At 67.0% G+C, this 25,674-nt stretch carries 22 protein-coding genes; 7 read left to right on the top strand and 15 right to left on the bottom strand.

What is annotated here, in order from left to right:
• Nucleotides 1–33: 33 nt before the first annotated feature.
• Entirely contained in the window at nucleotides 34–906 is an 873-nt protein-coding gene (locus GIW57_RS12940) for an EamA family transporter (RefSeq protein ID WP_236511341.1), read from the bottom strand.
• 116 nt (nucleotides 907–1,022) lie between these two features.
• Between GIW57_RS12940 and GIW57_RS12935 the strand changes: the two genes are divergently transcribed.
• Both GIW57_RS12935 and GIW57_RS12930 read left to right on the top strand, forming a co-directional pair.
• Nucleotides 1,023–1,967: a LysR substrate-binding domain-containing protein gene (locus GIW57_RS12935; RefSeq protein ID WP_025877697.1), complete on the top strand. Its 945-nt coding sequence runs from the start codon at nucleotides 1,023–1,025 to the stop codon at nucleotides 1,965–1,967.
• Nucleotides 1,968–2,036: 69 nt separating this feature from the next.
• Nucleotides 2,037–2,330 (top strand): hypothetical protein, encoded by a 294-nt coding sequence (locus GIW57_RS12930; protein ID WP_025877698.1) that lies wholly within the window; start codon nucleotides 2,037–2,039, stop codon nucleotides 2,328–2,330.
• A 119-nt stretch (nucleotides 2,331–2,449) separates the two neighbouring features.
• On the opposite strand, the gene GIW57_RS12925 is transcribed toward GIW57_RS12930, so the two are convergent.
• Nucleotides 2,450–3,259 (bottom strand): DUF4349 domain-containing protein, encoded by an 810-nt coding sequence (locus GIW57_RS12925; protein ID WP_236511338.1) that lies wholly within the window; start codon nucleotides 3,257–3,259, stop codon nucleotides 2,450–2,452.
• Nucleotides 3,256–3,612 carry a GFA family protein gene (locus tag GIW57_RS12920; protein WP_100464227.1) on the bottom strand — a complete coding sequence of 119 codons (357 nt, stop codon included), beginning with the start codon at nucleotides 3,610–3,612 and terminating at the stop codon, nucleotides 3,256–3,258. Before GIW57_RS12920 ends, GIW57_RS12925 begins: the two co-directional genes overlap by 4 nt.
• Before the next feature lie 111 nt (nucleotides 3,613–3,723).
• Here GIW57_RS12920 and GIW57_RS12915 point away from each other — a divergent pair, with 111 nt between their 5' ends.
• Nucleotides 3,724–5,532, top strand: coding sequence for a DUF885 domain-containing protein (locus tag GIW57_RS12915; protein WP_236511336.1), 1,809 nt, complete (start codon nucleotides 3,724–3,726; stop codon nucleotides 5,530–5,532).
• A gap of 120 nt (nucleotides 5,533–5,652) precedes the next feature.
• Here GIW57_RS12915 and smrA read toward each other — a convergent pair whose 3' ends face one another.
• Both smrA and GIW57_RS12905 read right to left on the bottom strand, forming a co-directional pair.
• Nucleotides 5,653–7,485, bottom strand: a complete 1,833-nt coding sequence (gene smrA / locus GIW57_RS12910) for a multidrug efflux ABC transporter SmrA (RefSeq protein WP_100464220.1) — start codon at nucleotides 7,483–7,485, stop codon at nucleotides 5,653–5,655.
• A 162-nt stretch (nucleotides 7,486–7,647) separates the two neighbouring features.
• Nucleotides 7,648–9,210, bottom strand: coding sequence for a serine hydrolase (locus GIW57_RS12905; protein WP_236511333.1), 1,563 nt, complete (start codon nucleotides 9,208–9,210; stop codon nucleotides 7,648–7,650).
• Between the two features lie 110 nt (nucleotides 9,211–9,320).
• On the opposite strand from GIW57_RS12905, the gene GIW57_RS12900 reads away from it, so the two are divergent.
• The 3 genes from GIW57_RS12900 to GIW57_RS12890 are packed head-to-tail and all read left to right on the top strand — an operon-like array spanning nucleotide 9,321 to nucleotide 11,571.
• Nucleotides 9,321–9,764, top strand: a complete 444-nt coding sequence (locus GIW57_RS12900; RefSeq protein ID WP_100464213.1) for a VOC family protein — start codon at nucleotides 9,321–9,323, stop codon at nucleotides 9,762–9,764.
• Nucleotides 9,761–10,576 (top strand): DUF72 domain-containing protein, encoded by an 816-nt coding sequence (locus tag GIW57_RS12895; protein WP_236511330.1) that lies wholly within the window; start codon nucleotides 9,761–9,763, stop codon nucleotides 10,574–10,576. The genes GIW57_RS12900 and GIW57_RS12895 overlap by 4 nt, the downstream gene beginning before the upstream one ends.
• Nucleotides 10,577–10,623: 47 nt before the next feature.
• On the top strand, nucleotides 10,624–11,571 hold the full coding sequence (locus tag GIW57_RS12890; protein WP_236511328.1) for a DMT family transporter: 948 nt from the start codon (nucleotides 10,624–10,626) through the stop codon (nucleotides 11,569–11,571).
• Between the two features lie 39 nt (nucleotides 11,572–11,610).
• Here GIW57_RS12890 and GIW57_RS12885 read toward each other — a convergent pair whose 3' ends face one another.
• The 6 genes from GIW57_RS12885 to GIW57_RS12860 all read right to left on the bottom strand — a co-directional run bounded on the left by GIW57_RS12885 (nucleotide 11,611) and on the right by GIW57_RS12860 (nucleotide 21,733).
• Nucleotides 11,611–12,771: an AAA family ATPase gene (locus GIW57_RS12885; RefSeq protein ID WP_236511325.1), complete on the bottom strand. Its 1,161-nt coding sequence runs from the start codon at nucleotides 12,769–12,771 to the stop codon at nucleotides 11,611–11,613.
• Nucleotides 12,772–12,919: 148 nt separating this feature from the next.
• Nucleotides 12,920–13,990 (bottom strand): sensor domain-containing diguanylate cyclase, encoded by a 1,071-nt coding sequence (locus tag GIW57_RS12880; RefSeq protein WP_236511322.1) that lies wholly within the window; start codon nucleotides 13,988–13,990, stop codon nucleotides 12,920–12,922.
• A 115-nt stretch (nucleotides 13,991–14,105) separates the two neighbouring features.
• Complete coding sequence (locus tag GIW57_RS12875; protein ID WP_049466269.1) at nucleotides 14,106–14,828, bottom strand: pseudouridine synthase; 723 nt, start codon at nucleotides 14,826–14,828, stop codon at nucleotides 14,106–14,108.
• A gap of 34 nt (nucleotides 14,829–14,862) precedes the next feature.
• Nucleotides 14,863–16,527 (bottom strand): diguanylate cyclase, encoded by a 1,665-nt coding sequence (locus GIW57_RS12870; RefSeq protein WP_100464196.1) that lies wholly within the window; start codon nucleotides 16,525–16,527, stop codon nucleotides 14,863–14,865.
• 665 nt (nucleotides 16,528–17,192) lie between these two features.
• Entirely contained in the window at nucleotides 17,193–19,616 is a 2,424-nt protein-coding gene (locus GIW57_RS12865; protein ID WP_236511320.1) for an EAL domain-containing protein, read from the bottom strand.
• A gap of 188 nt (nucleotides 19,617–19,804) precedes the next feature.
• On the bottom strand, nucleotides 19,805–21,733 hold the full coding sequence (locus GIW57_RS12860; protein WP_025877722.1) for a DEAD/DEAH box helicase: 1,929 nt from the start codon (nucleotides 21,731–21,733) through the stop codon (nucleotides 19,805–19,807).
• 269 nt (nucleotides 21,734–22,002) lie between these two features.
• Between GIW57_RS12860 and GIW57_RS12855 the strand changes: the two genes are divergently transcribed.
• Entirely contained in the window at nucleotides 22,003–22,224 is a 222-nt protein-coding gene (locus GIW57_RS12855) for an RNA-binding S4 domain-containing protein (protein WP_025877723.1), read from the top strand.
• A gap of 15 nt (nucleotides 22,225–22,239) precedes the next feature.
• Here GIW57_RS12855 and ubiM read toward each other — a convergent pair whose 3' ends face one another.
• The 4 genes from ubiM to GIW57_RS12835 form a co-directional block, all read right to left on the bottom strand.
• Nucleotides 22,240–23,418, bottom strand: a complete 1,179-nt coding sequence (gene ubiM / locus GIW57_RS12850) for a 5-demethoxyubiquinol-8 5-hydroxylase UbiM (RefSeq protein ID WP_236511318.1) — start codon at nucleotides 23,416–23,418, stop codon at nucleotides 22,240–22,242.
• Nucleotides 23,419–23,498: 80 nt separating this feature from the next.
• The gene (locus tag GIW57_RS12845) at nucleotides 23,499–23,888 is read right to left on the bottom strand and encodes an MAPEG family protein (protein WP_100464184.1); all 390 of its coding nucleotides are present in this window, start codon (nucleotides 23,886–23,888) and stop codon (nucleotides 23,499–23,501) included.
• A 12-nt stretch (nucleotides 23,889–23,900) separates the two neighbouring features.
• Entirely contained in the window at nucleotides 23,901–24,446 is a 546-nt protein-coding gene (locus GIW57_RS12840; protein ID WP_100464180.1) for a DUF4019 domain-containing protein, read from the bottom strand.
• 58 nt (nucleotides 24,447–24,504) lie between these two features.
• Nucleotides 24,505–25,668: a hypothetical protein gene (locus GIW57_RS12835; RefSeq protein WP_100464177.1), complete on the bottom strand. Its 1,164-nt coding sequence runs from the start codon at nucleotides 25,666–25,668 to the stop codon at nucleotides 24,505–24,507.
• Nucleotides 25,669–25,674: the final 6 nt, after the last annotated feature.

The following is a 25,674-nucleotide window of genomic DNA, read 5'->3' as shown; positions in this document are numbered from 1 at the left end:
GTCAGTGTGTCGGACGACGCTGCGTCGGCGCCGTCAGCCCTTCTGACTCACCGCCACGCTACCCAGAATCAACGCACCCGCAATCAGCATCTGCAGCGTCACCGGCTCGCCCAGGAACAACCAGGCGAACGCAGCGCCGAACAGCGGAACCAGGTAGGTCACCGTTGACGCACGCGACGGGCCGATGCGGCCGATCAGGCGATAGAACATCAGGAAGGCGAATCCGGTGCAGACCACGCCCAGCGCGATCGCCGCGCCCCATGCCTTGCCTGGGATCGGACCCTGCGGCAGATGAGTGAGCGCCATCGGCAACAACCACAATGAGGCGCACGACAACGTGGCAGCGGCGGCCGCAGCCGAGGGCAGACCGGTCATGTGCCGCTTCACCAGGTTCACGCCCAGGCCGTACAGCAGGGACGCCGCCGCACCGGCCAGCACGGCCGTGCCGATGCTCAACCCCGAGATCTTGGCCGTGGCCAGCACCACCACGCCGGCAAAACCGACCAGCAGCGCGCCGGCACGGCGCACACCGATCTTCTCGCCGAAGAACAGGAACGCGATCAACGCGGCGAACAGTACCGTCATCGCATTGCAGATCGCCCCGATGGCGGCCGGCGCACGCTCTGCGGCGTAAGCGAACAGCACGAACGGCAATGCCGAATTGACCAGGCCGATCGGTGCCAGCCACAGCCAGCGGCGCGGCGGAAACTGCGCGCGTGCGCGCCACAGGAACGGCAGCAGCACCAGTGCGCCCAGCACCAGCCGCACCTCGACCAGGGCGAACGGGCCAAACGAGGGCACCGCCACCCGCATGAACAGGAACGAACAGCCCCAGATCGCGCCGAGCAGGGTCAATTCCAGCGGTGTGCGCCAATCTCGCTCGTTCGCCTGGGGTATCGCATTCATGTGCTGTGTCCGTCCGCCATCGCGGTGCTGGTCTGGCCACACAGGATCGACCGCAGACGCCCGCTGCACAAGCGCGTAGTATCGCTGCCAGCCACAAATATGGCTTGAGGCTGGACATGCTGCTACGCCCTTCCCTGCTCCCCGCACTGGCCGTATTCGCGGTCGCCGCGCGCCACCAGAACTTCGCTCAGGCGGCGCAGGAACTGCATCTGACCGCCAGCGCGGTCAGCCATCACGTGCGCCGCCTGGAAGAGGTGCTGGCCACGCGCCTGTTCCTGCGTCATGCGCGCGGGGTACGCCTGACGGCCGAAGGCCGGCAGTTGGCCGACGCCGCCAGCGCCGCGTTCACCGATGTCGCCGCCGTCGCCCACCATCTGCAGCCGGACGCGGACAGCGTGCCGCTGCGGATCGCTACGCTGCGCTCCTTGTCGTATTGCTGGTTGCTGCCGCGGTTGCCGCGTTTCACCCAGGCCCATCCACACATCCGCATCGAACTGCACACCGGCAGTGGCCTGGACCGTTACGACGAGAACGGCCCGGAGGTCGGCATCCGCTACGGACTGGGCCAATGGCCCGGACTGCACGCGCAGCACCTGATGGACGACAACCTGTTTCCCGTCGCGTCCCCGGCGCTGCCGGGAGTCGAAGCACTGCAGGACCCGGCACGCATCGCCGAGCTGCCGCTGCTGAGCGATCTGTCACCACAAGGCTGGCGCGATTGGTTCCGCCATGCCGGCGTGCGTCCGCCGTCACCGCTGCCGGCAATGCACACCTTTGCCGACAGTACCGATGCGATGCGCGCGGCGGTGTACGGCATGGGCGCGGTGCTGGCGCGCACCCACGTCGCCCAGCCGTACCTGCAGCGCTATGAGCTGGTACGCCTGCCTGGCCCTGCACTGAAGGCACGCTATGCTTATTACGTGGTGCATGCCGAAGGGCGACCGCCCAGCCCCGCCGCACGGCTGTTCATCGACTGGCTGCTGGGCCAGGCAGCGGATGAGCGCACGCCGGTACCGGCGTTGCCGGACAGTCTGCTGGGCCGCCCGAGCACACCCGGCTGACTGCGCCCTCACCCGATCTTTGCCCAGCGCTGGCTAGGCTGCAGGCGAACCCCACAACGTGCTTCCGCCATGGCCCTGCTGCGACTGAGAATTACCGGAACCGAAGATGATGCCCGCGCGATCAGCGACCTGCTGCTCGGCCTGGAAGGCATCGAACACGTCGAAGAGACCGACGACCTGATGCCGCACATGGATGACGATGATTCCAGCTCGGCCGGCCTGTCCGACGACATCGGCCCGGGCACCCACGAGCTGGAAGTGGAAGTAGGCAACGAGAGCACCGCGCAGAAAGTGCGCGATGCGGTGCAGGAACTGGCACTGGAACTGGATGTGTTCGTCGAATACGAGACCGACGAAGGCTGAGCGTCCGCCGGGCATGGCCCGGCGCTACCCGATGCTCGAGGCACGTCGGTAGCGTCGGCCACGCGCCGTCTTTTCCGGTAGCGCCGGGCCATGCCCGGCGAATACGCGGCGCGGTTCGATCAGGGCTTGCGGCGTCGGCGACGGATCAGCGCACGGACGATCCAGGCCATCACCATCGCCACCACGCCCACCGGCAGCAAAGCGGCCGCGGCACGGATCAGGAATGCCACGCTGGTGCTGAGAATGCTGCCCGACTCGCTCAGGGCTTCGCCGATCTCGCTGCGGCTGCGCTGGCCGGACGTCGTGTCGAAGTGCATGGTCACCAGCTGGGTATCAATGCGCCTGCGCTGCTGGGCGGCGTCCTTGTTGGCCTGCTCCACACCCGCCTCGATCTCCGACAGGCGCGTAGTGATCGCCATCAGATCCTCGATCTTCAGGTCGCCGCGGTCCTGGTAGGACAGCAACCGCGCGTGCTCCTTCTCCAGGCGTGCCTTGGCCAGCGCGGTGTCGGCCACCTGCTGCGCCAGGTCCTCGGCACGCGTATTGCGCGCCTGCAGCGTGCCGCCTTCGCCGGCCAGGCCGATCAGCGATTCCACGCCCTTCGGCGCGATGCGCACCTTGACTTCGCCACTGGGCTGTTCGCCGCTGCGCTGATCCACCTGCAGCACCGCGCACTCACCGAACTTTGCGTTCTGGCACGCCTGTGCCACCTGCTGGATGCGCGGCGCGATCTGTGCCGCTTCCAGCTGCACCTGCACATCGTGCTCATAGGCCAGGAAGGCGCCTTCCGGCGAAGCGACAGCGGCATCGGCATCGGCAGCGACTGCACCGGCCTCCTGCGCTCGCTCACCGTTCTTGGCACAGGCCGCCAGCGCCAGCAGCAATGCCGGCACGATAACCACGCGCGTCCACACGCGGCGCGCCGTCATCGCGAGGCTCCGTCGAACGAGGTGATCGACAATCCACCCAGCTCGACCTGCGGCAGGCAGCGCACGTTGATCGCCACCATCGGCAGACCACTGCGCGGGTCCACCGCCTCGCTGTACGGCGCGGTGCCACACGCGCGGCAGTGATGGTGATCGATGTTGTGGGTGTTGAACTGGTAGGTCGCCACGTCGGCAATATCGGTGCCCAGCTGCAACGCCTCGCGCGGGGCGAACCAGAGCAGGCTGCCGCGGCGGCGGCACATCGAGCAGTTGCAGTCGATGACGTCCTTGATGGGTGCATCAGCCTGCACGGTGAATGCGATCCTGCCGCAATGGCAGCTTCCCTGGTATTCCATGTCCTGCGCTCCGCTGGAGGTGCTTGTGTATGCCCATGGTAATCCTATGGCACGGGGACAAAGCAGCTCCTGGGGCCTATGCTCAGGGATTGACCCCGTACAGGAATGCCGATGCGCCCGCATCTTCTTGCCCTCGCCCTCGTCGCCGCCCTCGCCGGTTGCCAGCCGGCCGACGCCCCGACCAACGGTTCCACCCCGGCCGCCAGCCAGCAGGCGGGTGATGCAGCGGTCGATGCCGCCTTTGCCGACCTGTCCAAGCGTGCCCTGGACACCTGGATGCAGCTGTCCCCGGTCAGCGCCACCCAGATCGGCGACCACCGCTATGACAGCGAGATCGACGACCTGAGCGCGGCCGGCCAGCAGAAGACCGTCGACGCCTACAAGGGCCTGCTGGGCGAGCTGGACAAGATCGAGGTGGCCAAGCTGGGCCGCGAGAACCAGGTGGATGCCGCGATCCTGCGCAACCAGCTGCAGTCGGAAATCTGGAATGCCGAGGTGATGCAGTCCGGCAAGTGGGACCCGCAGCTGTACAACGGCGTTGCCGGCAGCGCGATCTACGGCCTGATGGCGCGCGAGTTCGCGCCGCTGCCGGAGCGCCTGAAGTCGGCCACCGCGCGCATGGAAAAGCTGCCGGCGATCTTCGCCCAGGCCCGCGAGAACCTGGATCCGGCACGCGTGCCGAAGATCCATGCCGAAACCGTGGCCAAGCAGAACAAAGGCATCCTCAGCATCGTCGATACCTTCATCACCCCGCACATCGGCGAGTTGCCGCAGGCCGACCAGCAGCGCCTGCAGGCCGCCATCGACGGCCTGAAGAAGGCCGTGGACGAGCAGCAGACCTGGCTGGACAAGACCCTGGTGCCGAACGCCAAGGGTGACTTCCGCATCGGTGCGGAAAAGTACGACCAGAAGCTGAAGTTCGCGCTGAATTCCTCGCTGTCGCGGCAGGAGATCGGTGAGCGTGCACGCGCCGAACTGAAGCGCGTGCGCGAGGATATGTACGGCATCGCGCAGACCGTGCTGAAGGACAAGCCGGGCGCACCGGAAATGCCGGCGCAGCCGACCGACGAACAGCAGCAGAAGGCGATCGAGGCCGCGCTGGAGCTGGCTTACGCTGACAAGCCGGCGCGCGACAAGGTGGTCGACGACGCCAAGGCCGCACTGGAGCAGTCCACTGCGTTCGTCCGCGAGCACGACCTGATGACCCTGCCCGACGCGCCGGTGGACATCATCCTGATGCCGGAATTCCAGCGTGGCGTGGCCGTGGCCTACTGCGATTCGCCTGGCCCGCTGGACAAGAACCTGAAGACCTTCTACGCGGTTTCGCCGATTCCGGACGACTGGAACGACAAGCAGGTCGATTCGTTCCTGCGTGAGTACAACTCGCGCATGATCCACCTGCTGAGCATCCACGAGGGCACCCCGGGACACTATCTGGAAGGCTGGCATTCGGCCAAGTTCCCCTCCACCCTGCGTGCGGTGCTGCGTTCTGGCCTGTTCGCCGAAGGCTGGGCGGTCTACACCGAGCGCATGATGCAGGAGCAGGGCTACCTCAACAACGACCCGCTGTTCCACCTGGTGCAGCTGAAGTTCTACCTGCGCACGATCTCCAACGCGATCCTCGACCAGGGCGTGCACGTGGACAACTGGGATCGCGAGAAGGCGATGCACCTCATGACCCACGACGCCTTCCAGCAGGAAAGCGAAGCCTCGGGCAAGTGGGTGCGTGCGCAGCTGACCTCGGCGCAGCTGCCGACCTACTTCGTCGGTGCACAGGAACACTTCGACACCCGCAAGGCGATGCAGGACAAGCTGGGTGACAAGTTCAACCTGAAGGCCTACCACGACCAGATGCTGTCCTACGGCGCCCCGCCGGTGCGCTTCGCGCGCCAGCTGATGCTGGACCAGCCGATCGAGTGATCGATCGGGTGTGAGTTGAATGAAAACGGCCCGGGGAGACCCGGGCCGTTTTCATCTGTGTTGTACGGCATCCACGCGTGGCGTGGATCTACTGTTGCTCATCCATCGTCCGGGGGGCGGTCATTGCTCGGCGGCGACAAACCCACCGGTCTGCCGCGCCCACAACCGCGCGTACAGTCCACCGGCCTCGATCAGCTCGGCATGGCTACCGGTCTCGACGATGCGGCCCTGGTCCATCACCACCAGCCGGTCCATCCGCGCGATGGTCGACAGGCGATGGGCGATCGCGATCACCGTCTTGCCACCCATCAGCTCGTCCAGATTGTCCTGGATCGCCGCTTCCACTTCCGAGTCCAGTGCCGAGGTGGCCTCGTCCAGCACCAGGATCGGCGCATCCTTCAGCAGCACACGGGCAATGGCGATGCGCTGCCGCTGGCCACCGGACAGCTTCACGCCGCGCTCGCCGACATGCGCGTCGTAGCCACGACGCCCTTCGCCGTCGACCAGCGTATCGATGAACGCCTCCGCGCGCGCCTTGGACACGGCCGCGCGCAGCTGCTCTTCGGTCGCATCCGGGCGGCCGTACAGCAGGTTGTCGCGGATCGAGCGGTGCAGCAGCGAGGTGTCCTGGGTAACCACGCCGATCTGCTGGCGAAGGCTTTCCTGGGTGACGTAAGCGATGTCCTGGTCGTCGATCAGGATGCGACCGCTTTCCAGGTCGTACAGCCGCAGCAGCACGTTCACCAGCGTCGACTTGCCGGCACCGGAAGGGCCGACCAGACCGATCTTCTCACCCGGCTTCACCACCAGCTCAAGGCCAGCGATCACGCCACCCTTCTTGCCATAGTGGAAATGGACATCCTGGAAGTGCACACCACCACGTGTCACCTGCAGCGGCACCGCATCCTCGCGGTCCTGCACCGTCAGCGGCTGGGCGATGGTGGTGATGCCATCCTGCACCGTGCCGATGTCCTCGAAGATGCCGTTGATGGTCCACATGATCCAGCCGGACATGTTGTGGATGCGGATCACCAGACCGGTCGCCAAAGTGATCGCGCCGACGGTGATATGTCCGCCATTCCACAACCACAACGCCAGGCCGCAGGTACCGGCGATGAGGAAGCCGTTGACGATGGCAATGGTCAGGTCCATGCCGGTGGTGATCCGGGTCTGCGCGCGGTGCTTGACCGCCAGTTCCTGGATCGAATCGGCGACATAGGCCTGCTCACGGCCGCCGTGGGCGAACAGCTTCAGCGTGGGAATGTTGGTGTAGCCGTCGACGATGCGTCCCATCGCCTTGGAGCGCGCCTCCGACGCGATCCAGGCCCGCTCCTTCGCGCGCGGCACGAAGTAGATCATGATCACCACGTAGGCCAGCAGCCACAGGATCAGCGGCACCATCAACCGCCAGTCGGCCTGCGCGAACAGGTACAGCGCGGTGCCGGTGTAGACGACGATGTACCAAAGCGAATCGACCATCTGCACCGCCGACTCGCGCAGCGAGGTGCCGGTCTGCATCACCCGGTTGGCCATGCTGCCGGCGAAGTCGTTCTGGAAGAAGCTCAGGCTCTGCCGCACCACGTAGTTGTGCATCAACCAGCGCGAGCGATTGCTCAGGCCCGGCACGATGGCCTGGTTGACCAGCAGGTTGTGCAGGCCGACCAGGATCGGGCGCGCGATGACCGTGATGAACAGCATCCAGCCGAGTGTGTCGGCATGGCGCTGGAAGAAGTCCGCGCCGGGCTGCTCGGCGACCATGTCGACGATGCGGCCGAGGAAATCGAACATCGCCACTTCCACCAGCGCCAGCAGCAGGCCGGCGATCAGGGTGGCCAGCAGCACCGGCCACACCGGTCGCAGGTAGTGCAGGTAGAACGGCACCACCGTGCGCGGCGGCATGCGCCCGTCAATGGGCGGGAACACCGGAATCAGGGATTCAAACCAACGGAACATCGCATTCCCTCGCCATCGATAGCCGGCGGAGTATCCCACGCCGCGTGTGTACGCCGGCCGACGATCGCCCCCGTTTCCGGTAGTGCCGGCCGCTGGCCGGCCCCGCTGTGGTAGTCGCCCACCTTGGTGGGCGCTCTACCGCATGCCGACCAAGGTCGGCATCTACCGGGCCGTGGGGGTGAACAGCAGATCCTGGAAATCGAAGCTGAAATCGGTCAGGTCGGAGATCGGCTGCATGCGCACCTCGCGCACTTTTCCATCCGGGTCCAGGCTGAAATTCACGAACGCATCGGCATTGAGCGAGCGATCATCCCAGCGCACGATGAAGGTGTCGTGCTGCCAGTGTTCCAGGCGGCCGCTCAGCTGTGCCGTCTTTGCGAAGCGCAGCCGCAGGTCCTTGCCTTCCGCGCGGATGACCATGTCGCCATACCAGCGGTCGCGGTAGGTGGCCGCATACCCGGCCAGCGGCAACGACAGCCTGCTGCCCTTGTCACGCTCCGCCTGGTGCTTGGCCCAGGCTTCGTCGGCCTTGTCCTGGCCCTTGGCCACGCCCTTGGCATAGGCATCCACCCAGTCGTGCTTTTCACCGCCCAGGTAGGCATCGAGCACGCTCAGCGTGATCGCATTGAATGCCGCACCCACTTCCTGGTTGGTCAGCACCACCACGCCCAGCTTCTCGCCCGGCACCAGGGTCAGCCGCGAAACCATGCCCGGCCAGCCACCGGTGTGCCAGACCAGCTTCTGCCCGCGATAGTCGCTCAGGCTCCAGCCCTCGCCATAGCCCGCGAAATTGGCCCGCGCCGGCGCCAGCTCCGGCACGCTTGGTGCCGGAATCGTCTGCGGCGTGATCATCTGCCACATCTGCTGCTGGCTCTTGGCAGTGAACAGCGGCGTGCCATCGGCCAGCTTGCCTTCGGCCAGCTGCACCTGCATCCAGCGTGCCATGTCGTGGGCACTGGAATAGATGCCACCGGCACCGGCGTTGTTCGACCACGTCAACGGCGCAACCGTCCGCAGATCCTTGAAATCGTACTTGGCGTGACCGACCGCAGCGTTGTCGCCGGCCTTCAGGTGATCGGCGTTGTAACGCGTGCCGGTCATGCCGACCTTGTCGAAGATGCGCGTCTGCAGGAACTGCTGGTAGCTCATGCCGGAGACGTGCTCGATCACCTGCTGGGCGACCGCGTACAGGATGTTGTCGTAGGCATAGCGCTCGCGGAAACCGCCTTTCAGCGGTACCTGGCCAAGGCGCTGTACGACTTCGGCATTGCTGTAGGAGGTGGTCGGCCAGAACAGCAGGTCGCCCGCGCCCAGGCTCAGGCCGCTGCGATGCGAAAGCAGGTCGCGAATCGTCATCTGCCCGGTCACGAACGGATCGGACATGCGGAACGATGGCAGGTGGTCGATCACCTTGTCGTCCATCTTCAGCTTGCCGTCCTCGGCCAGCAGATTCAGCGAGGTGGCAGTGAAGGCCTTGGTGTTGGAGGCGATGGCGAACAGGGTATCGGCCTCGACCGGCGCCGGCTTGCCCAGTTCACGCACGCCCCAGCCGCGTTCCAGCACCACCTGCCCGTCCTTGACCACGGCCACGGCGATACCGGGTACGTCGAACTGCGCGCGCACGCGCTCGACGGTCGCATCCAGGTCCTGCAGCTGCTGCGGCGTCGCCGCATTGGCCATGGTCGTGCACGCAAGCAGCACGGCTCCTCCGATCCAGTTGTTCATCCAGCACCATCTCCGAACAGGGGTAGCGGCCATGTGCAGGCCGTCACCGGGGTTTCGCGCGATGGTAACGGTCCCGGGTGCAGCCTGCCCTGTGCCATAGGAGGGGTGTCATGGGTGCGAACGGCCAGAGCAGCAGCGGCTCCACCATCATTCCGTGCCTGCGCTATCGCGATGCGCTGGCCGCCATCGACTGGCTGCAGCGCGCGTTCGGTTTCCACGCGCAGGCCGTGTATGCCGACGGCGATACCGTGCACCACGCACAGCTGGTGTTCGGCCAGGGCATGATCATGCTCGGATCTGCCAGCAACAGCGGCGAATGGGCCAAGCTGGCGGTGATGCCCGATGAAGTCGGTGGCCGGCAGACCCAGAGCGCCTGCGTGATCGTCACCGATGTCGACGCCCACTATGCACGTGCCAAGGCCGCCGGTGCGCGCATCGTCATCGACATTGCCGACCAGGCCTACGGTGGACGTGGCTATGCCTGCGCTGACCCGGAAGGCTACCTGTGGTGGTTCGGCAGTTACGATCCGTGGCGGGCGGAACACACGCAATGACGGCACGATCAGCGTCTGCGGCGCCGGTCCGCTGCGGTATCGGCGGCTGGGTGTACCCGCAATGGCGTGGTGGCGCCTTCTATCCACCAGGGTTGATCCAGCGCGAAGAGCTGGCCTACGCCAGCCGTGCGCTGCGCTGCATCGAAATCAACGGCACCTTCTACCGCACCCCGACAGCGGCCCAGTGCGCGCAATGGGCAGCGCAGACGCCGGAGGGTTTCCGCTTCTCGATGAAAGCGCCGCGCCATCTGGTGCAGCGCCGCGACCTGTCGTCCGCAGTCGACGCTGCTGGCTCGTTCCTGCAGGCAGCCATCGCTCTCGGCGACAGGCTCGGCCCGTTGCTCTGGCAGTTCGACCCGCTGCACCCGGCCGATGCCGTCGCGCTGGACACCTTCATGGCACAGCTGCCAAAGCGGCTGGATGGAACGGTGTTGCAGCATGCGCTGGAGGTGCGCAACGCCAGCGTCCATGGGCCGGAACTGGTTGAAGCGGCGCGCCGGCATGGCGTGGCCTTGGTGATCGAGGACAGCGACGAGTCACCGTTGCACGGCGACATCAGCGCCGGTTTCGTCTATGCACGGATCAAGCGCAGCCAGGCCAGGCTGACCGAAGGTCTTCCCCTGCCGATGCAGCAGCGCTGGGCCGGTCGCGCGCGGTGCTGGGCCCGAGGCGAGACAGTGGACGACCTGCCCTGCCTGGCCCCAACGGCCCCGACCGCGCCACGCGAGGTCTACCTGCTGTGCATCGGCGCCGGCAAGGTGCGCAACCCGGCGGCGGCGATGGCGTTGCAGCGGCTCATCGACGGCGACTGAATGCCTGCAGGTGCGCGTTGTGCGCGGCCTTGCCTCACAATAGTGCGATGAGCACACCCGACACCCGCAAAGCACTTTGGCAGATCCACTTCTGTGTCCTGCTGTGGGGCGTCACCGCCATCCTCGGCAAGTTGATCACCCTGCCCGCGCTGCCGCTGGTGTGGTGGCGGATGCTGCTGGTGGTGGCGATGCTGGCACTGCTGCCGCGGGTCTGGCGCGGGCTGCGTACGTTGCCGCTGCGGCTGGTCGCCGGCTACGCCGGCATCGGCGCGCTGGTCGCGCTGCATTGGCTGACGTTCTATGGCGCGGTGAAGCTGGCCAATGCCTCGGTTGCTGCGACCTGCATCGCGCTGGCACCGGTGTTCACTTCGATCATCGAACCGTGGGTGGCCAAACGCCCGTTCCAGATGCGCGAGCTGGCCTTCGGCCTGGCCGTGCTGCCCGGTGTGGCGCTGGTGGTGGGCGGCGTGCCCGACGGCATGCGCATGGGCGTGTTGATCGGTGCGCTCTCGGCCCTGCTGGTGGCGGTGTTCGGCTCGATCAACAAGCGCATGGTCAGTCATGCCGATCCGCTGACGGTCACTGCGCTGGAGCTGGGCGCCGGCACCATCACCCTGACCCTGCTGGCGCCGCTGATGCCGTACCTGCTGCCGGCGCTGGCCAGCCCGTTGTGGATCGTTCCCGATCTGCACGACGGCATTCTGCTGCTGGTGCTGGCCGGTGTCTGCACGCTGCTGCCGTTCGCCCTGGCCCTGGTCGCGCTGCGCCACCTCAGCGCCTACACCGTGCAGCTGGTCACCAACCTGGAACCGGTCTACGCCGTGTTGCTGGCCGTGGTGCTGCTGCGCGAGCAGCACGAAGTCACCCCGTGGTTCTACCTGGGCGTGGCGATCATCGTCGGTGCCGTGTTCCTGCATCCGCTGCTCAACCGCCGCAAGCGCGTGCAGCATCCGGAGATCCTCGGCACATCCGAAGCGCGCAACATCGCCGATTGAGTGCGCCTGCGCATTGCGCGGATCTTCCCGGTACCCGTCTCAGCGCTGCGGCCAGTGCCAGGCCGGCGCATCCAGCAGGCCCTGCCCGCTCAGCAGCGTCCGCCCGTGCTCCTTGAACAGGTGCATCGAATGGCATTGCGGCGCCTGCTCCAACGCGGCGATCAAGCGCGTGGCATGCGATACGACCCAGACCTGGCTGCGCGCACTGGCAGCGATGATCAAGCGTGCCAGCGCCGGCAGCAGATCCGGATGCAGGCTGGTCTCCGGTTCGTTGAGCACCAGCAGCGGCGGTGGCCGAGGCGTGTGCAGCGCCGCTGCCAGCAACAGGAAGCGCAACGTGCCGTCGGACAGTTCGGCCATCGACAGTGGCCGCAGCAGCCCGGGCTGGTGGAAGCGCAGCGCGAGCCGGCCATCCAGTTCTTCGAAGCTGACCGTCGCCCCCGGGAATGCATCGTCGATACTGCGCGCCAGCGCCTGCGGATCGCCGATTTCCAGGATCGTCACCCACGCGGCGGCGAGGTCGCGGCCGTCGTGGTGCAGCACCGGGGTACGGGTCGCCATCGCCGGTTGTCGCGCCGGGGCATCGGCATCGCTGCGGAAGTGGTCGTAGAAGCGCCAACGTCGGATGTATTCGCGCAAGGTGATGGCTTCCGGCATGCGCTGCGGATCGCCCACCTGGGTGAACAGACTGTCGAACAGCGACAGACGGTCGTCCACCAGGTCCCAGCCGCGCGCGTACCGCTGCCGCACCAGCGCACCGCGACGGTCGACCAGCAGATTGGCGCTGCGCAGGAAGGGCCCCGCCCAGATCGCTTCGGCCTTGATCTGCGGGTCCAGCGCGAAGGCCGATCGACTCGGCGGCGGATAGCCGAGGTCGATGGCGTAGCCGAATTCATCGGTGGCGAAGCCCAGCTTGAGCCCCACCGATTCCTGCCGCGGCCCGCCCTGCAGCGGAATCTCACCGGCCAGCACGCGGCGGTCGATTTTTTCCGGACCGGCCCAGAGTGCCGAGCCCAATCCGCCCTCGCGGGCGAGCACCGCTGCAACGCCACCCTGCGCGGTTTCCGCCAGCAGGCGCAGCGCGCGGTACAGGCTGGATTTGCCACTGCCGTTGTCGCCGGTGACGACGTTGAGCCGCTGCATCGACAGCACCAGCGCATGCAGTGATCGGTAATTGGCAATGGCCAGGGTCTGCAGCATGGTCGACGTCCTTGCAGTGAGACGTTGAGGGTGCCGTACGGGGATCGCAATGGTTGCGATTGCATGGAAACGTCCGGCCATCCACGCATGGCGTGGATCTACTGGTGCATCCATGCATGGTGTGAAGCCACCGCAGGCGCCCTGGCGGTCAGGGCGACACTTCCACCCGGTTGCGGCCGGCGCCCTTGGCCCGGTACAGCGCGGCATCGGCACGGGCCAGGGTCTGCTCGGAGGTTTCACCAGGCCGGTGCTGCGCCACGCCGATACTGATCGTCACCGGAAAGCCCAGCGGCAGGTTGGACACCGCCACACGCAGGAACTCGCATTGCAGCTCGGCGGCGCGCAGATCCACGTCCGGCATCAGTGCGACGAATTCCTCACCGCCGTAGCGTGCGGCCATGCCGCGCCCGGCGAAGTGCGAGCGCAGCAGCGCCCCCAGTTCGGCCAGCACCCGGTCGCCGGTCGCATGGCCCTGGAAATCATTGATGTGCTTGAAATGGTCGATGTCCACCAGTGCCACGCAGGCCTGTCGGGCCTGCCCATCGACGGCGACCACGGCTTCACCCAGCGCGGCTGCCAGCGCGCGCCGGTTGGGCAGGCCGGTCAGCGCATCGGTCCGGCTCTGTTCGGCCAGGTCGGCATTCTGCGCCAGCAGCACGTCGTGGTAATCCGACAGCAGCCGCTCGTAGTCGTCACGCTCGAGCATGTGCTTCTGGATGTCCAGCGCGAAGCGGCGCAGCTCCATCACCAGCATCACCTGCCGCGACAACGCGGCCAACGCCTCGGCCTTGTCGCTTGCCAGGTGCTGCGGGCGCGCGTCGAACACGCACAGCGTGCCCAACGGCAGGCCGTCACTGCTGATCAGCGGTGCACCGGCATAGAAACGTACGTGCGGGTCGCCGGTCACCACCGGATTGTCGTGGAAGCGCACGTCCTGCAGCGCGTCCTCGACCACCATGATCTCCTGCGGCTGCAGGATGGCATGGCCGCACATCGAATCACTGCGCAGGGTCTCGGCCGCATCGATGCCCTGTATCGACTTGAACCACTGCCGCTCGACGTCGATCAGGGTCACCGCCGCCATCGTCGTGCCACATAACGCCTTGGCGATGGCCACCAGATCATCGAAGGAGCGTTCGCGTTCGGAATCGAGTATCCGGTAGCGGTACAGCGCCTCCAGGCGCAGCGCTTCGTTGGCGGGCTTGTCGGGCTTGATCATGCAGCGTCACGTTCCGGCAGGTCGCCGCAAAGTCTAGCTGATGTAGAGCCGCACCCATGCTCGGCTGCACCCGGGCAACGGCAGCCGAGCATAGGCTCGGCTCTACACACGTCGTTTACCAGTCCTGCTGCTGCGGCAACAGGCCGTGCAGCTCCTGCTCGGTCAGGTTGCGCCACTGGCCCGGCTTCAGCGCACCGATCTTGATGTTGTCGATGCGCACGCGGCGCAGCTGGGTCACGCGGTAGCCGAACTCGGCCGACATCAACCGGATCTGCCGGTTCAGGCCCTGCTGCAGGGTGATGCGGAAACCGAACTTGGCGATCCGCGAGGTCTTGCACGGCAGCGTCATCTGGTCATGGATGCGCACGCCACGGGCCATGGCGCGCAGGAATTCGTCGGTGACCGGCTTGTTCACCGCCACCAGGTATTCCTTCTGGTGGCCGTTTTCGGCGCGCAGGATCTGGTTGACGATGTCGCCGTTGCTGGTCATCAGGATCAGGCCTTCCGATTCCTTGTCCAGGCGACCGATCGGGAAGATGCGCTGTTCATGGCCGACGAAGTCGACGATGTTGCCCTTCACCGTGCTTTCGGTGGTGCAGGTCACGCCCACCGGCTTGTTCAGCACGATGTACACGTGGCGGCGGGCGCCTGGCTTGCGGGCAGTGCGAACGCGCAACGGCTGGCCGTCGACCAGTACCTTGTCATCCTCGCCGACCACCGCGCCGGTGCCGGCGGCATGGCCATTGACGGTGACCCGGCGGGCGGCGATCAGGCGATCGGCCTCGCGACGGGAGCAGAAGCCGGTGTCGGCGATGTATTTGTTGAGTCGGCTGGTCATCACCCCATTATCCGGCATCACCGCCCTTCCCGCCTCATGCCGTGGTCAACGGATCTTCGGTTTCGCCATCGAACACCCGGTTGCGGCCACTGCGCTTGGCCACGTACATGGCGTGGTCGGCGCGTCGCAGCAACGCGGCCAGGTCATCTTCGGCCGGCCGCCACTGTGCCAGGCCGATGCTCGCGGTCACCTCCAGACCGGGCACCTGCAGGTCCCGGCAGGCCTCGGTGATGCGCTGGCGCAGGCGTTCCAGGCGGGCGGCAGCGATCTCCCGCGGCATTCCCGGCAACAGCAGCAGGAACTCCTCGCCCCCCATCCGTACCACCTGGTCCTCGCTGCGGACCGCGGCGCGAAGCGCGCGGGCCACGGCCACCAGCACCTGGTCACCGATCTCATGGCCATGGCGATCGTTGATGTCCTTGAACAGATCGATATCGAGGAAGCCGATCACCAGCGGCCCTCTGTCACGCTCGCCGCCCTGCAGATGCTGGGCCAGCTGCTGCAGGCCGGCGCGGCGGTTGGGCAGGCCGGTCAGCATGTCGGTCTCGGCGAGCTGGCGCATTTCATCACGCTGCTGGCGCAGCCGGCCCAGGCGCAGGTTGAGCGCGTAGGCCGCCATCATCAGCAGCCAGGTGACTGCCAGCTGCAGGGCTTCCACCCGGTACTCCATCAGCCAGTGCGCGCTGGCGGCGTCGGCCACGATCAGCACCAGCATCGGCGCCAGTGCCGCCAGCCCCGCCAGCGACCAGACATCGCCGCGCAGGCGGGCCCAGATGCCCATCGCCAACGACAGCGCGCAGCCGACGATGAAGCTCCACTGCAGGACCTGCGCAACCACGCCCAGTCCATCGCGCTGCAACCACGGCACCAGTGCTGCCACCGTGAGCAGGGACCACAGCACCAGCTGCTGGCCCACGCGCGAACGGGGCAGTACGCGGTCACCGCCATTCAGGCGCCACAATGCCGGCAATACCAGCGCCTGGGTTGCCGCAGTCAACGCCAGCAGCCACCCGTCACCGCGCCCGCCGACCCGCAGCCAGGGTTCGGGATAGCCGCTGAGGCCACCGAGGATCGACTGCCACAGCACCAGCACCAGGGTGGCGCCGATGTACATCAGGAAACTGCGGTCGCGGGTGGTCAGATAGGCCATCAGCGCCGACAGCGCCAACGCGATTGCCACGGCGATGCAGGCGGCGCGCACCAGCAGCCGCGCAGTATCGTTCTGCTGTACCGGGCTGGGCGCGCCCAGCTGCAGTGTCGGCACCCAGCGTGCCTTCAGCGGCGTCTGCCAGGAGACCAGGAAGGGTTCGTGGCTGCCGGCAGCAGGTACCGCCACCATGCCGATGCCCGCACGGAAGCGCGAATCGCGGGTGCGCGCGTCCTGCATGTTGCCGCAGATCTCGCGGTCACCGTGCTGCAGCCGTACTTCACCGGCAAAGACATTGAAGACATCCAGCGCCTGCGGCTCGCCGGACCAGCCTTCTGGCGGTGCATCCACCCGTGTCTGCTGGCGCGGCCCGGCCAGCATCTGCGGTGTGCACGCGCGATGGGGCGTCGGTTCGGACGTCGCGGTGCCGACCAGAAGGTAATCGCGGCCGGCGTCGACGCTGCGCGCATGGCCCAGCCACGGCAATGCCAACCACACCAGCAGCAGGACAAGCACCGCCCCTGTTTCCAAACGCACCTGCCTGCCGCCCACGCCACGTCCTGTTACTGCTTACGTCCGCGCCCACTGCGCGTCGCCCCTGGCGGCATTATCGCAGTCGAAGGCACCGCCGATGTGTAGACCAAAGTGGTGGGGATGTTGGCCGGGCTGCCGCCCGGCACCCGCAGAGGCCGGAGCCGAAGCAACAGCCAAAGCGGGCTACCGCGGTGGGCGGGGCGGTATGGGCAGGCAGGACACGCCGTAAACCCGTCCATGGGGGCTCGATGGCGCCATCCATGGCGCCAACGGTCCTGCCTGCCCATACCGCCCCACCCCTGACAGCGTCCTGGCGTCTGCTGGATCCCCGTCATGCGTGGATGAAACTCCATCGAAATCGAATATTTCGATAATTGGACGAAGAGCATCCACGCATGGCGTGGATCTACGTGTCGACCAAGGTCGACACCCACCAAGAGCAGGCCATGCCATCCAGACAGATTGCGGAGATCTGTCGAAGGCGGGGTGGGGCCGGTTGCGGGGGCGTGAGCGCCATGGATGGCGCGACCGAGCTTACATGGACGTACTTGCAGCGTCCCCCGCGACCGGACCCACCCCGCCATCCCACGGAACCCCGCTGTTGCTGTTGCTGTTGCTGCTGAGGTTGCCGGCCCGCGGCCGGCACTACCGCGGGTGCCGGGCGCAGCCCGGCCGCAGCACCTTCAGCCGGCAGCCGATGGCCCCTGCGTGCCGGCCAAGCGCATTGGCCGCAGATCGGCCAGGGTCAGCCGTTCCAGTGGCTGCGGCCGTTCGATGGCATAGCCCTGCAGGCCCTGCACCCCCATCCCGGCCAACGCCTCGGCCACTTCAATGGTCTCCACCCACTCGGCCACCACCTCCATCTGCAGTTCGCGGCCCAGCTCGCTGATCGCACGCACGCTGGCACGGCTGACCGGATCGGTATCCATGTCACGCACGAAGGCACCATCGATCTTCAGCATGTCCGCCGGCAGCTGCCGCAGATAGCCGAACGAGGACAAGCCCGAGCCGAAATCATCCAGCGCCACCCGGCATCCGCGCGCCTTGACCGCGTCGATGAAGGCACGTGCCTGGCTCAGATTGCCGATTGCCGCGGTTTCGGTGATCTCGAAGCAGAGCTTGGACGCCAGTGCGCGGTTGCGCTCCAGCAGGTCGCAGACGAACGCCAGGAATCCCGGCTCCGCAATCGACTGGGCCGACACGTTGACATTGCACAGACCGAGCTGGCGAACGTGCGCCGGGCACACCTGCAGGTGGCGGAACAGCAGGCCGAGCACGTGCCGGTCCAGCACCACCGCCATGCCGTAACGCTCCACCGCCGGCATGAACTGGCCCGGCAGGTGCAGCACGCCGTCGCTGTCACGCATGCGCACCAGCACTTCATAGTGCAGGTAGGACGGATCACCTACCTTGGCGATGCGCTGCGCATACAACAGCATGCGATTCTCGGCCATCGCACGACTGACCCGCTGCAGGCGTTCGGCTTCCAGCCGTCGTTCTTCCAAAGCCAGCCGGTTTTCGTTGAAGCAATGCACGCGGTTGCGGCCGGCCTGTTTGGCGGCATAGCAGGCACTGTCGGCGGCGCTCATCAACCAGTTCGCGTCCGGCGCCTCGGCCGTGACTTCGACCACGCCCACGCTGCAACTCAGCTGTGGACTGCCTTCGCTGATCGGAAACGTGGCCTGGCCGAGGTTGCGGATCAACCGCTGCAGTACGCGCTTGGCTTCATCCTGGTTGGCGCGGGCGAGGAACACCGCGAACTCATCCGCGCCCAGGCGGCCCACCCAGTCGCCATCACGCACCGCGCCGACCAGGTACTCGGCGAAGCTGCGCAGCATCTGGTCGCCGGCCGCGTGGCCGAAGCTGTCGTTGACCAGCTTGAAGTGGTCCAGGTTGATGTAACCCAGTGCGTGGGTTCCACCGTCGGAGCGGACCTGCAGCAGGGACTTCTCCAGCAGGCGCTCGATCTCGCGGCGATTGATCAGGCCCGTCAGGGGATCGTGGCTGGCATGGTGCTCGATCTCACGCGCCAGAGCATGGTTCTGGCTGACATCCTCGACGATGGCGAACACCGACAGGCGGCCATCGGCGGTGCGCACACCGGTACCACTCCAACGCCCCCACACCAGGCTGCCATCGCGACGCCGGAAGCGCAGTTCGCCCGGGCGCAGCTGGCGGTCCCAGTCGATACGGCCCCCCCCATCGATGACCAGCTCGCCTTCCATCAGCAGCTCGGTCAACGACATCTGCAGCAGCACGTCCCGGCGATGGTCGAGGATGTCGGCCATCGCCTGGTTGGCCTCCACCACCCGGCCGGCGGCATCCAGCTTGAGCATGCCGACGTTGGCCTGGTAGAAGGCCGCCCGGAAGCGGCTCTCGTGCTCGGTCAGGTCCTTGCCGACCCGGCGGGCCAGGGCAACCGCCATCAGGCTGATCAGCAGGACCGACAGGCCGCCGACGGCCAGGGTTGCGATGCGCACCGCGCGGGCCATGCGCAGCAGCGCCTGCGAGAACGCCTGCGCCTGTCCACGCAGCTGGTGGTCGATGCCACGCAGCCGGTGCAGGTAGTCATCCACGGTCGCCTCGTCCAGCGGTCCCGAGCCATGGCGGCGTTGCAGTTCCTCCGACAACGCCTGCAGGGCCAGCAGGTCCGCGTCGGTCTGCCGCCACAACCAGGTGGCTTCACGGAAGGCACCGACATTGCGCGCGTGGCGGAACGAGAAGATCAGCCGTGGTATGTCGGCGCGGGCGTTGCCCCCACGCAGGAAACCGGCGCGGGCTGTCGCCTCGTCCGGTTCGGGTTGCTCCAGCGCCTTGCGAGCCTGCAGGTCACCCAGCGGAACCCGCAGTGCCCGTTGGGCATCCTGCAGATCCTGCAGGTGGCCACGCGCCAGGTAACGGCTGAGCGCTGCGGTGGCGTCCTGCTGCCCCCGCGACCAGTAGCCCTGCCCTGCGATCCACGCGGTCGATGCCGCCTGCAGCTCCTGGATCACAGCCGACAGCGCGACCAGTCCGATCGCCATGCCCGTCAACAGCGCAAATCGCAGTCCCAGCCCGCGGGTCATCGGTACCCGTCGGCGCTGTTGGTCCATGCCACTTCTACCCATCCTGGATCCCCCGAATGTGCTGCGGTGACAATCTCCTACGGAACCGCGCCAGCCTAGAACCGGGGATGTGTGGGCCATGCGAAACCGGACCCGGCCGGTGATCGGCAGCGGCGGCCGGGCCGACCTGACGTCCTGCAAACGACAACGCCAGCCCGGAGGCTGGCGTTGTTCATCTACTTCTGCGCGGCTTAGAAGCTGCGCGGGCCGCGCGGCTTGTTGAAGCCATCACGACGCGGCGGACGGCTGTCGCGGTCGCCGCCGGGGCCACCCGGACCACTGCGACGCGGAGCACCCGGGCCACCCGGACCGCCCGGACCACGCTTGTCGAAGCGCGGCTTGAACGGACGCGGCGCCGGATTGACCTCTTCACCGGCCGCCAACGGACGCATCTGCAGCTGCTGGCCGGACACCCATACCTTCTGCAGGTGGGTCAGCACGTCCGACGGCATCTGTGCCGGCAGATCCAGCAGCGAGAAGTCGTCGTGGATGTCGATGCGACCGATGAAGCGGCTTTCCAGGCCGGCTTCGTTGGCGATGGCGCCGACGATGTTGGCCGGCTTCACGCCATGCTGGTGGCCGACCGAAATGCGGTAGGTCTCCATGCCCTGCTCCGGTGCACCGCGCGGCGGCACGTCACGGCGCGGGCGCTGCTCGAAGCCACCTTCGGCATCGTCACGGCGCGGACCACGCTCGAAGCGCGGGCCGCGCTCGTTGCGGTCCCCACGCTCCGGGCGCTCAGTGCGCTCGAAACGCTCACGCGGCGCGCGCTCTTCGCGCGGTGCGCGCACCGGCGGCTGCAGCAGGAACGGGGTATCGCCCTGCATCATCTTCGCCAGTGCAGCGGCCACTTCGATGGCCGGCACGTTCTGCTCGGATTCGAAGCGCTCCAACAGCTGGCGGTAGAAGTCCAGGCCGCCCTGGCCCAGGGTCTCGGTGATGCGCGAGGTGAACTTGTTGATGCGGTTGTCGTTGACCGCTTCCACGCTCGGCAGCTGCATTTCTTCGATCGGCTGACGGGTCGCACGCTCGATCTGGCGCAGCATGCCCTTCTCGCGCGGGGTGGCGAACAGGATCGCCTCACCGCTGCGGCCGGCACGGCCGGTACGGCCGATACGGTGCACGTAGCTTTCGGTGTCGTACGGGATGTCGTAGTTCAGCACGTGGCTGATGCGCTCCACGTCCAGGCCACGGGCGGCCACGTCGGTGGCGACCAGGATGTCCAGCTTGCCTTCCTTCAGCATGGCGATGGTGCGCTCACGCTGGGCCTGCTGCATGTCACCGTTGATGGCGGCAGCGGCCAGGCCACGGGCCTGCAGCTTGCTGGCCAGTTCCTCGGTGCCGGCCTTGGTGCGCGCGAAGACGATCATCGCGTCGAACGGCTCGACTTCCAGGATGCGGGTCAGCGCGTCCAGCTTGTGCATGCCGCTCACCCACCAGTAGCGCTGGCGGATGTTGGCCGAGGTGGTGGTCTTGGTCGCGATGGTGACTTCGACCGGGTCCTTCAGGTAGGTCTGCGCGATGCGGCGGATGGCCGGCGGCATGGTGGCCGAGAACAGCGCCACCTGGCGCTTCTCCGGCAGCTTCTTCAGCACCGCTTCGACGTCGTCGATGAAGCCCATGCGCAGCATTTCATCGGCTTCGTCCAGCACCAGCGTCTTCAGCTCGGACAGGTCCAGCGTGCTGCGGTTCAGATGGTCGATGACGCGGCCGGGGGTACCGACCACGATGTGCACGCCGCGGCGCAGGGCAGTCAGCTGCTGGCCGTACGGCTGGCCGCCGTACACCGGCAGCACGCGGAAGCCCGGGATCTTCGAGGAATAGGACTGGAACGCCTCGGCAACCTGGATGGCCAGCTCGCGGGTCGGGGCCAGCACCAGGGCCTGCGGCTTGATCTGCTGCAGGTCGATGTTGGACAGCACCGGCAGCGCGAAGGCGGCGGTCTTGCCGGTACCGGTCTGGGCCTGGCCCAGCACGTCGCGGCCTTCCAGCATCGCCGGGATGGTGGCAGCCTGGATCGGCGACGGCGTTTCGTAGCCGATGGCAGTGACAGCCTGCATGACAGAATCGGACAGGCCGAGCTGCGCGAACTGCAGCTGCGCTTGGGTTTCTTGGGACATGGGGAACTCCGAAGGCACTGCCACGAGCATGGCAGGCGAAAAAAAGGGGGATTCCGCGCTTTGGGCGCCCTTCTTATCGCGTGCCCTGGCGCTGCTCGGTTGAAGCTGAGGTTTCACTCGCTCAGAGCGGAATGATACCGCACTGTTCCTGAACAAGGTGTACAGGAAACCATCGGCATGCCGTTACGACCCGCCGTGGCGCACAATAGGCGCCCATTTTACCGCTGCGGGCCCTGTCCTGCAGCGCCTGCCCCAGGAAACCCCGTTCCATGCAGATCCTCGAATTCGACCTCGACGGCGACTACGTCGAACTCAAGCAGTTGCTCAAGCTGGCCGACCTGGTCACCAGCGGCGGCGAAGCCAAGATGGTCATCAGCGAAGGCCTGGTGCTGGTCGATGGCGAGGTCGAGCTGCGCAAGGCCTGCAAGATCCGCGCGGGCCAGGTGGTCGAGTTCAACGACAGCCAGATCCGGGTGCTGGCCGCCGCTTGAGTCACCGCGCGGCCGTCAGGCCACGCGCTGGGTCAGGTGGGCGGCAATCAGCTGCCGGAACGGCGCCACCCCCTGAGCTACCCGCAACCCCGCCGCGCGCAACAGGCGCGCCGGCCGGCGGTCATCGGTATACAGGCTGGCAATCGCATTGGTTGCCTCATACAGCGGCCGCGCCGCCAGCCGATGTCCGCGCTGGTAGCTGCCCAGCATGCCGGCGGCGGCGATGTCCGCCCCGCGCCGCTGCTGCTCGGCGATGCCCTGCGCCAACCGCTGCGCACTGGCCAGGCCCAGGTTGAAACCATGCGCGGTGACCGGGTGCATGCCCACCGCAGCATCACCGATCAATGCCGAACGCTCGCCGACGAAGCGCTGCGCATATACCCCGACCAGGGGATAAGCCTGCGGCGTCGCCACTGGCTGCATCCGTCCCAGACGGTGTTCGAAGAAACCGCTGATGGCGTCCCCGAACGCGATCTCATCCATCGCCAGCAGTTCTTCGATCTGCCGCGGCGGCAGGGTGATCACCGCCGATGCCTGACCTTCGTTGAGCGGCAGCAGTGCCATCGTTCGGCCATAGCCGAACCATTCCCACGCCGTGTGGTGATGATCGCGCTCGACCTGCATCCTGCAGACCAGCATCGACTTGCCGTAGTCACGCATCTGCGCACCGATGCCGAGCATGCGGCGGGTGCCGGAAAAGCGGCTGTCGGCGCACACCAGCAGGTGCGCGTGCAGTTCGCTGCCATCATCCAGGCGCACCACGTGGCCTTGGCTGTCGGCGCGCACCGCCTGCACCTTGCGGCCATCGAACAGCTCCAGCCCATCCTGGCCCTGCACTGCCTGCCAGGCCGCGCGGCGGATCAGATGGTTGGGCACCAGCCAGCCCAGCGGCTGGCCGTCGACCTGGCTGCTGGCGAAGGTCAGCGCGAATGGCGACCCGCCGTTCATCACCCGCGCATCGCGCAGCTCGGCAATCTCGGCTTCGGGCAGGCGTTGCCACAGGCCAAGCTGTTCCAGGCTCTGCCGCGACGCATGGGTCAGGGCGATTTCACGGCCATCGAAGGCGGCCTCGGCCAAGGCCTGGCGCGGCTGCGCCTCGACCAGCCCGACCTGCAGGCCGGTACCAGCCAACGCGCGCGCAAAGCACAACCCGGCCGGCCCGGCACCGACCACCACCACGTCCATCCTGCGCATGCGCGTCTCCTGCCGTTGATCCAGTCGCGGCCAGCATAGCGCCGCATGCCTGACCGGCCTTGATCTGGATCAGCTGCACTTCACAGCAGCGCGAATACCAGCGCCAGGATCGCCAGGATGGATACCAGCCAGACCAGGCTGCGCACATAGGGAATGCCGGCCGCATACAACGGCAGGTACACCACCCGCGCCCAGAAGTAGACCTGCGCGGCCAAGGCGGTGGTATCGCTGCCACGCCCGGCCACCACTACCGCGATCGCAGCGGCGGCGAAGAACGGGAAGGTCTCGAAGAAGTTGGATTGCGCCCGCTGCAGGCGCCCTGCCAGCGGGCTCAGCCGCTTGGACGAGTCGTCGCGTGCAGAGGCGTTCCATTTCATCCCGCGCTCGCGGGTGACCACGGTGGAGGCGGCGAAGATGTAGACGAAACCCAACAGCATCGCCCACGCCAGCATCGTCAGTTCGGTGGCCATCGTCGTTCTCCGTCAGGGGCTGGATGCGCGCAGGCTGTAACCGGCCAGGCGCCAGGTCTGGTCTTCGTCGAAGCGGAACGACACCAGCTCGCGGACCGGCTGCGCGCTGTTGGCGAAACGGGTCGGGAAGCTGACGTTGATGTACAGGCCTTCAGGCACGGCAGCGCCAGCAGCGTACTTGACCCGGGTGATGGTCGGCTGGCCACGGCCGGCCATCGCACCCAGACGCGTGCGGTCTGCCGCAAGCTGGCTGACGAAGGCGGCCTTGGGCACCGCGCGACGGGCAACAGCCGAGGCGCCGTCCCACAACTCACCCGCCCGATTGGCGTCGACCAGTTGCGCGGCCTTCAATGCGGCGCTGCCCATTTCCGCGTCCTGTTTCTGCACCTGCGCCTGCTGGGCAGCACTCAGCACCGGCGTGGCAGCCGTCGCCGGTTTCGCGGTGGTCGGGGCGCTCGGCGCGGGGCGAGCCGGGGCCGGTGCAGGCGTGGCCGGTGCAGGCGCTTGCGCCAGTGCAACCGCGGGCAACAGGGACAGCAGCAGGAGCACGCGCTTCATGGACACCGCCGGTTCGATGGAAAGAACCGCAGTCTACGCCAGCGCGGTGAGTGGCCCGTCAGCGCGCCTGGACGCTGCCTTCCACCGCGCCAGCGTCGGCCTGCGCCGCCGGTGCAGCGGACGTCGCCGGCAGCTGCTCGGCCACCGGCGGCTGCTCCGGTGGTGCCGGCGGCAGCGTGGCCACGTCGATCTCCGACAGCGGACTTTCCTCCGGGCACACCGGATCGGGGAAGCCGAAGCGCTGTTTCAGCGACTGGCCACAGCTGTTGATCGATTCCATGTCGGCGCCGTCGCGCTTGCACTGCTGGTCGAAGGCCACCAGGAAGGCATCCTTGCGTTGCACGAAGTCATCGCCGCAGGCACGCATCTGCTTGATCCGCTCAAGGTCGTCCTGCACCGCGTTGGTGCCGTCCAGACCGTACTGGCGAAGCTCTTCGGCCGTCAGCAGGCGCAGGCTGCGGTTGGGCACGGTCATCATCAGGTCGGCCACGCCGACCGCCACGCCATTGCGCTGCAGGTAGTCCTTCACGTTGTCATAGACCTCGTGCAGTTCGCGGTTCAGTTCCGCGCGCGAGGTGGCCTTGGAACTGATGCGCATCATGCGGTGGATGCCGACCTTGCCGGTCAACAGGCGGTTGTCACCGGCAGCCAGTACGAACACGCAGGCACTGTGGCAGATCGAACCTTCGCGCACCCAGATGGTCCAGCCGGATTCACCGATGCTGTCGCCGGCAACGATGGCCGATTCCACCTGGCCACCGCTGGAATCCAGGTCGAGGATGCGCTTGTGGATCTGCAGTTCGTCGGCAACCACGGCCAGCCGCCACATCATCTCGGCAAACCCGGGGTTGATCTTGCCGTTGTAGCGCACGCGCAGCAGGCCACGCTCGGCACACGGCGCCAGGGCCTGCTTCAACTGTTCGCGCTGCAGCCCTTCCAGCTCGAGGCCATCGCCGCCCTCGCCGGCGTAGTCGGTGCTGCAGCTGATCCACGCCTTGCCATTGTCCAGCTGAGTCTGCGGCCAGGGCCGGTCGGCCCTGCTGCGCGCCTGCGGCGCTGGCGCCGGCGCATCGGCGGCATTGATCGACACCATGTTTTCGCCATCGCTGGCCGGGGCACGCGTGGCCTTGTCGGCGGCAGTGACGTTGCCGGGATTCTCCAACTGACTGCAGCCCGCCAGGGCCAGGCACAACAGGGGCAACCAGCGGAGTTTGGCGGACATCGGGCA

The organism is Stenotrophomonas sp. PA-6-5C (genome assembly GCF_021605635.1).
Lineage (GTDB): Bacteria > Pseudomonadota > Gammaproteobacteria > Xanthomonadales > Xanthomonadaceae > Stenotrophomonas > Stenotrophomonas lactitubi.
The sequence above is the reverse complement of the archived record's forward strand: the minus strand, read 5'-3'. Positions and strand labels throughout refer to the sequence as shown.

Excerpts from the sequence above, each read along its gene's own strand:
- GIW57_RS12940 (WP_236511341.1), bottom strand. The coding sequence starts at position 906 with ATGAATGCGATACCCCAGGCGAACGAGCGAGATTGGCGCACACCGCTG.
- GIW57_RS12935 (WP_025877697.1), top strand. The coding sequence starts at position 1,023 with ATGCTGCTACGCCCTTCCCTGCTCCCCGCACTGGCCGTATTCGCGGTC.
- GIW57_RS12930 (WP_025877698.1), top strand. The coding sequence starts at position 2,037 with ATGGCCCTGCTGCGACTGAGAATTACCGGAACCGAAGATGATGCCCGC.
- GIW57_RS12925 (WP_236511338.1), bottom strand. The coding sequence starts at position 3,259 with ATGACGGCGCGCCGCGTGTGGACGCGCGTGGTTATCGTGCCGGCATTG.
- GIW57_RS12920 (WP_100464227.1), bottom strand. The coding sequence starts at position 3,612 with ATGGAATACCAGGGAAGCTGCCATTGCGGCAGGATCGCATTCACCGTG.
- GIW57_RS12915 (WP_236511336.1), top strand. The coding sequence starts at position 3,724 with ATGCGCCCGCATCTTCTTGCCCTCGCCCTCGTCGCCGCCCTCGCCGGT.
- smrA (WP_100464220.1), bottom strand. The coding sequence starts at position 7,485 with ATGTTCCGTTGGTTTGAATCCCTGATTCCGGTGTTCCCGCCCATTGAC.
- GIW57_RS12905 (WP_236511333.1), bottom strand. The coding sequence starts at position 9,210 with ATGAACAACTGGATCGGAGGAGCCGTGCTGCTTGCGTGCACGACCATG.
- GIW57_RS12900 (WP_100464213.1), top strand. The coding sequence starts at position 9,321 with ATGGGTGCGAACGGCCAGAGCAGCAGCGGCTCCACCATCATTCCGTGC.
- GIW57_RS12895 (WP_236511330.1), top strand. The coding sequence starts at position 9,761 with ATGACGGCACGATCAGCGTCTGCGGCGCCGGTCCGCTGCGGTATCGGC.
- GIW57_RS12890 (WP_236511328.1), top strand. The coding sequence starts at position 10,624 with ATGAGCACACCCGACACCCGCAAAGCACTTTGGCAGATCCACTTCTGT.
- GIW57_RS12885 (WP_236511325.1), bottom strand. The coding sequence starts at position 12,771 with ATGCTGCAGACCCTGGCCATTGCCAATTACCGATCACTGCATGCGCTG.
- GIW57_RS12880 (WP_236511322.1), bottom strand. The coding sequence starts at position 13,990 with ATGATCAAGCCCGACAAGCCCGCCAACGAAGCGCTGCGCCTGGAGGCG.
- GIW57_RS12875 (WP_049466269.1), bottom strand. The coding sequence starts at position 14,828 with ATGACCAGCCGACTCAACAAATACATCGCCGACACCGGCTTCTGCTCC.
- GIW57_RS12865 (WP_236511320.1), bottom strand. The coding sequence starts at position 19,616 with ATGGGTAGAAGTGGCATGGACCAACAGCGCCGACGGGTACCGATGACC.
- GIW57_RS12860 (WP_025877722.1), bottom strand. The coding sequence starts at position 21,733 with ATGTCCCAAGAAACCCAAGCGCAGCTGCAGTTCGCGCAGCTCGGCCTG.
- GIW57_RS12855 (WP_025877723.1), top strand. The coding sequence starts at position 22,003 with ATGCAGATCCTCGAATTCGACCTCGACGGCGACTACGTCGAACTCAAG.
- ubiM (WP_236511318.1), bottom strand. The coding sequence starts at position 23,418 with ATGCGCAGGATGGACGTGGTGGTGGTCGGTGCCGGGCCGGCCGGGTTG.
- GIW57_RS12845 (WP_100464184.1), bottom strand. The coding sequence starts at position 23,888 with ATGGCCACCGAACTGACGATGCTGGCGTGGGCGATGCTGTTGGGTTTC.
- GIW57_RS12840 (WP_100464180.1), bottom strand. The coding sequence starts at position 24,446 with ATGAAGCGCGTGCTCCTGCTGCTGTCCCTGTTGCCCGCGGTTGCACTG.
- GIW57_RS12835 (WP_100464177.1), bottom strand. The coding sequence starts at position 25,668 with ATGTCCGCCAAACTCCGCTGGTTGCCCCTGTTGTGCCTGGCCCTGGCG.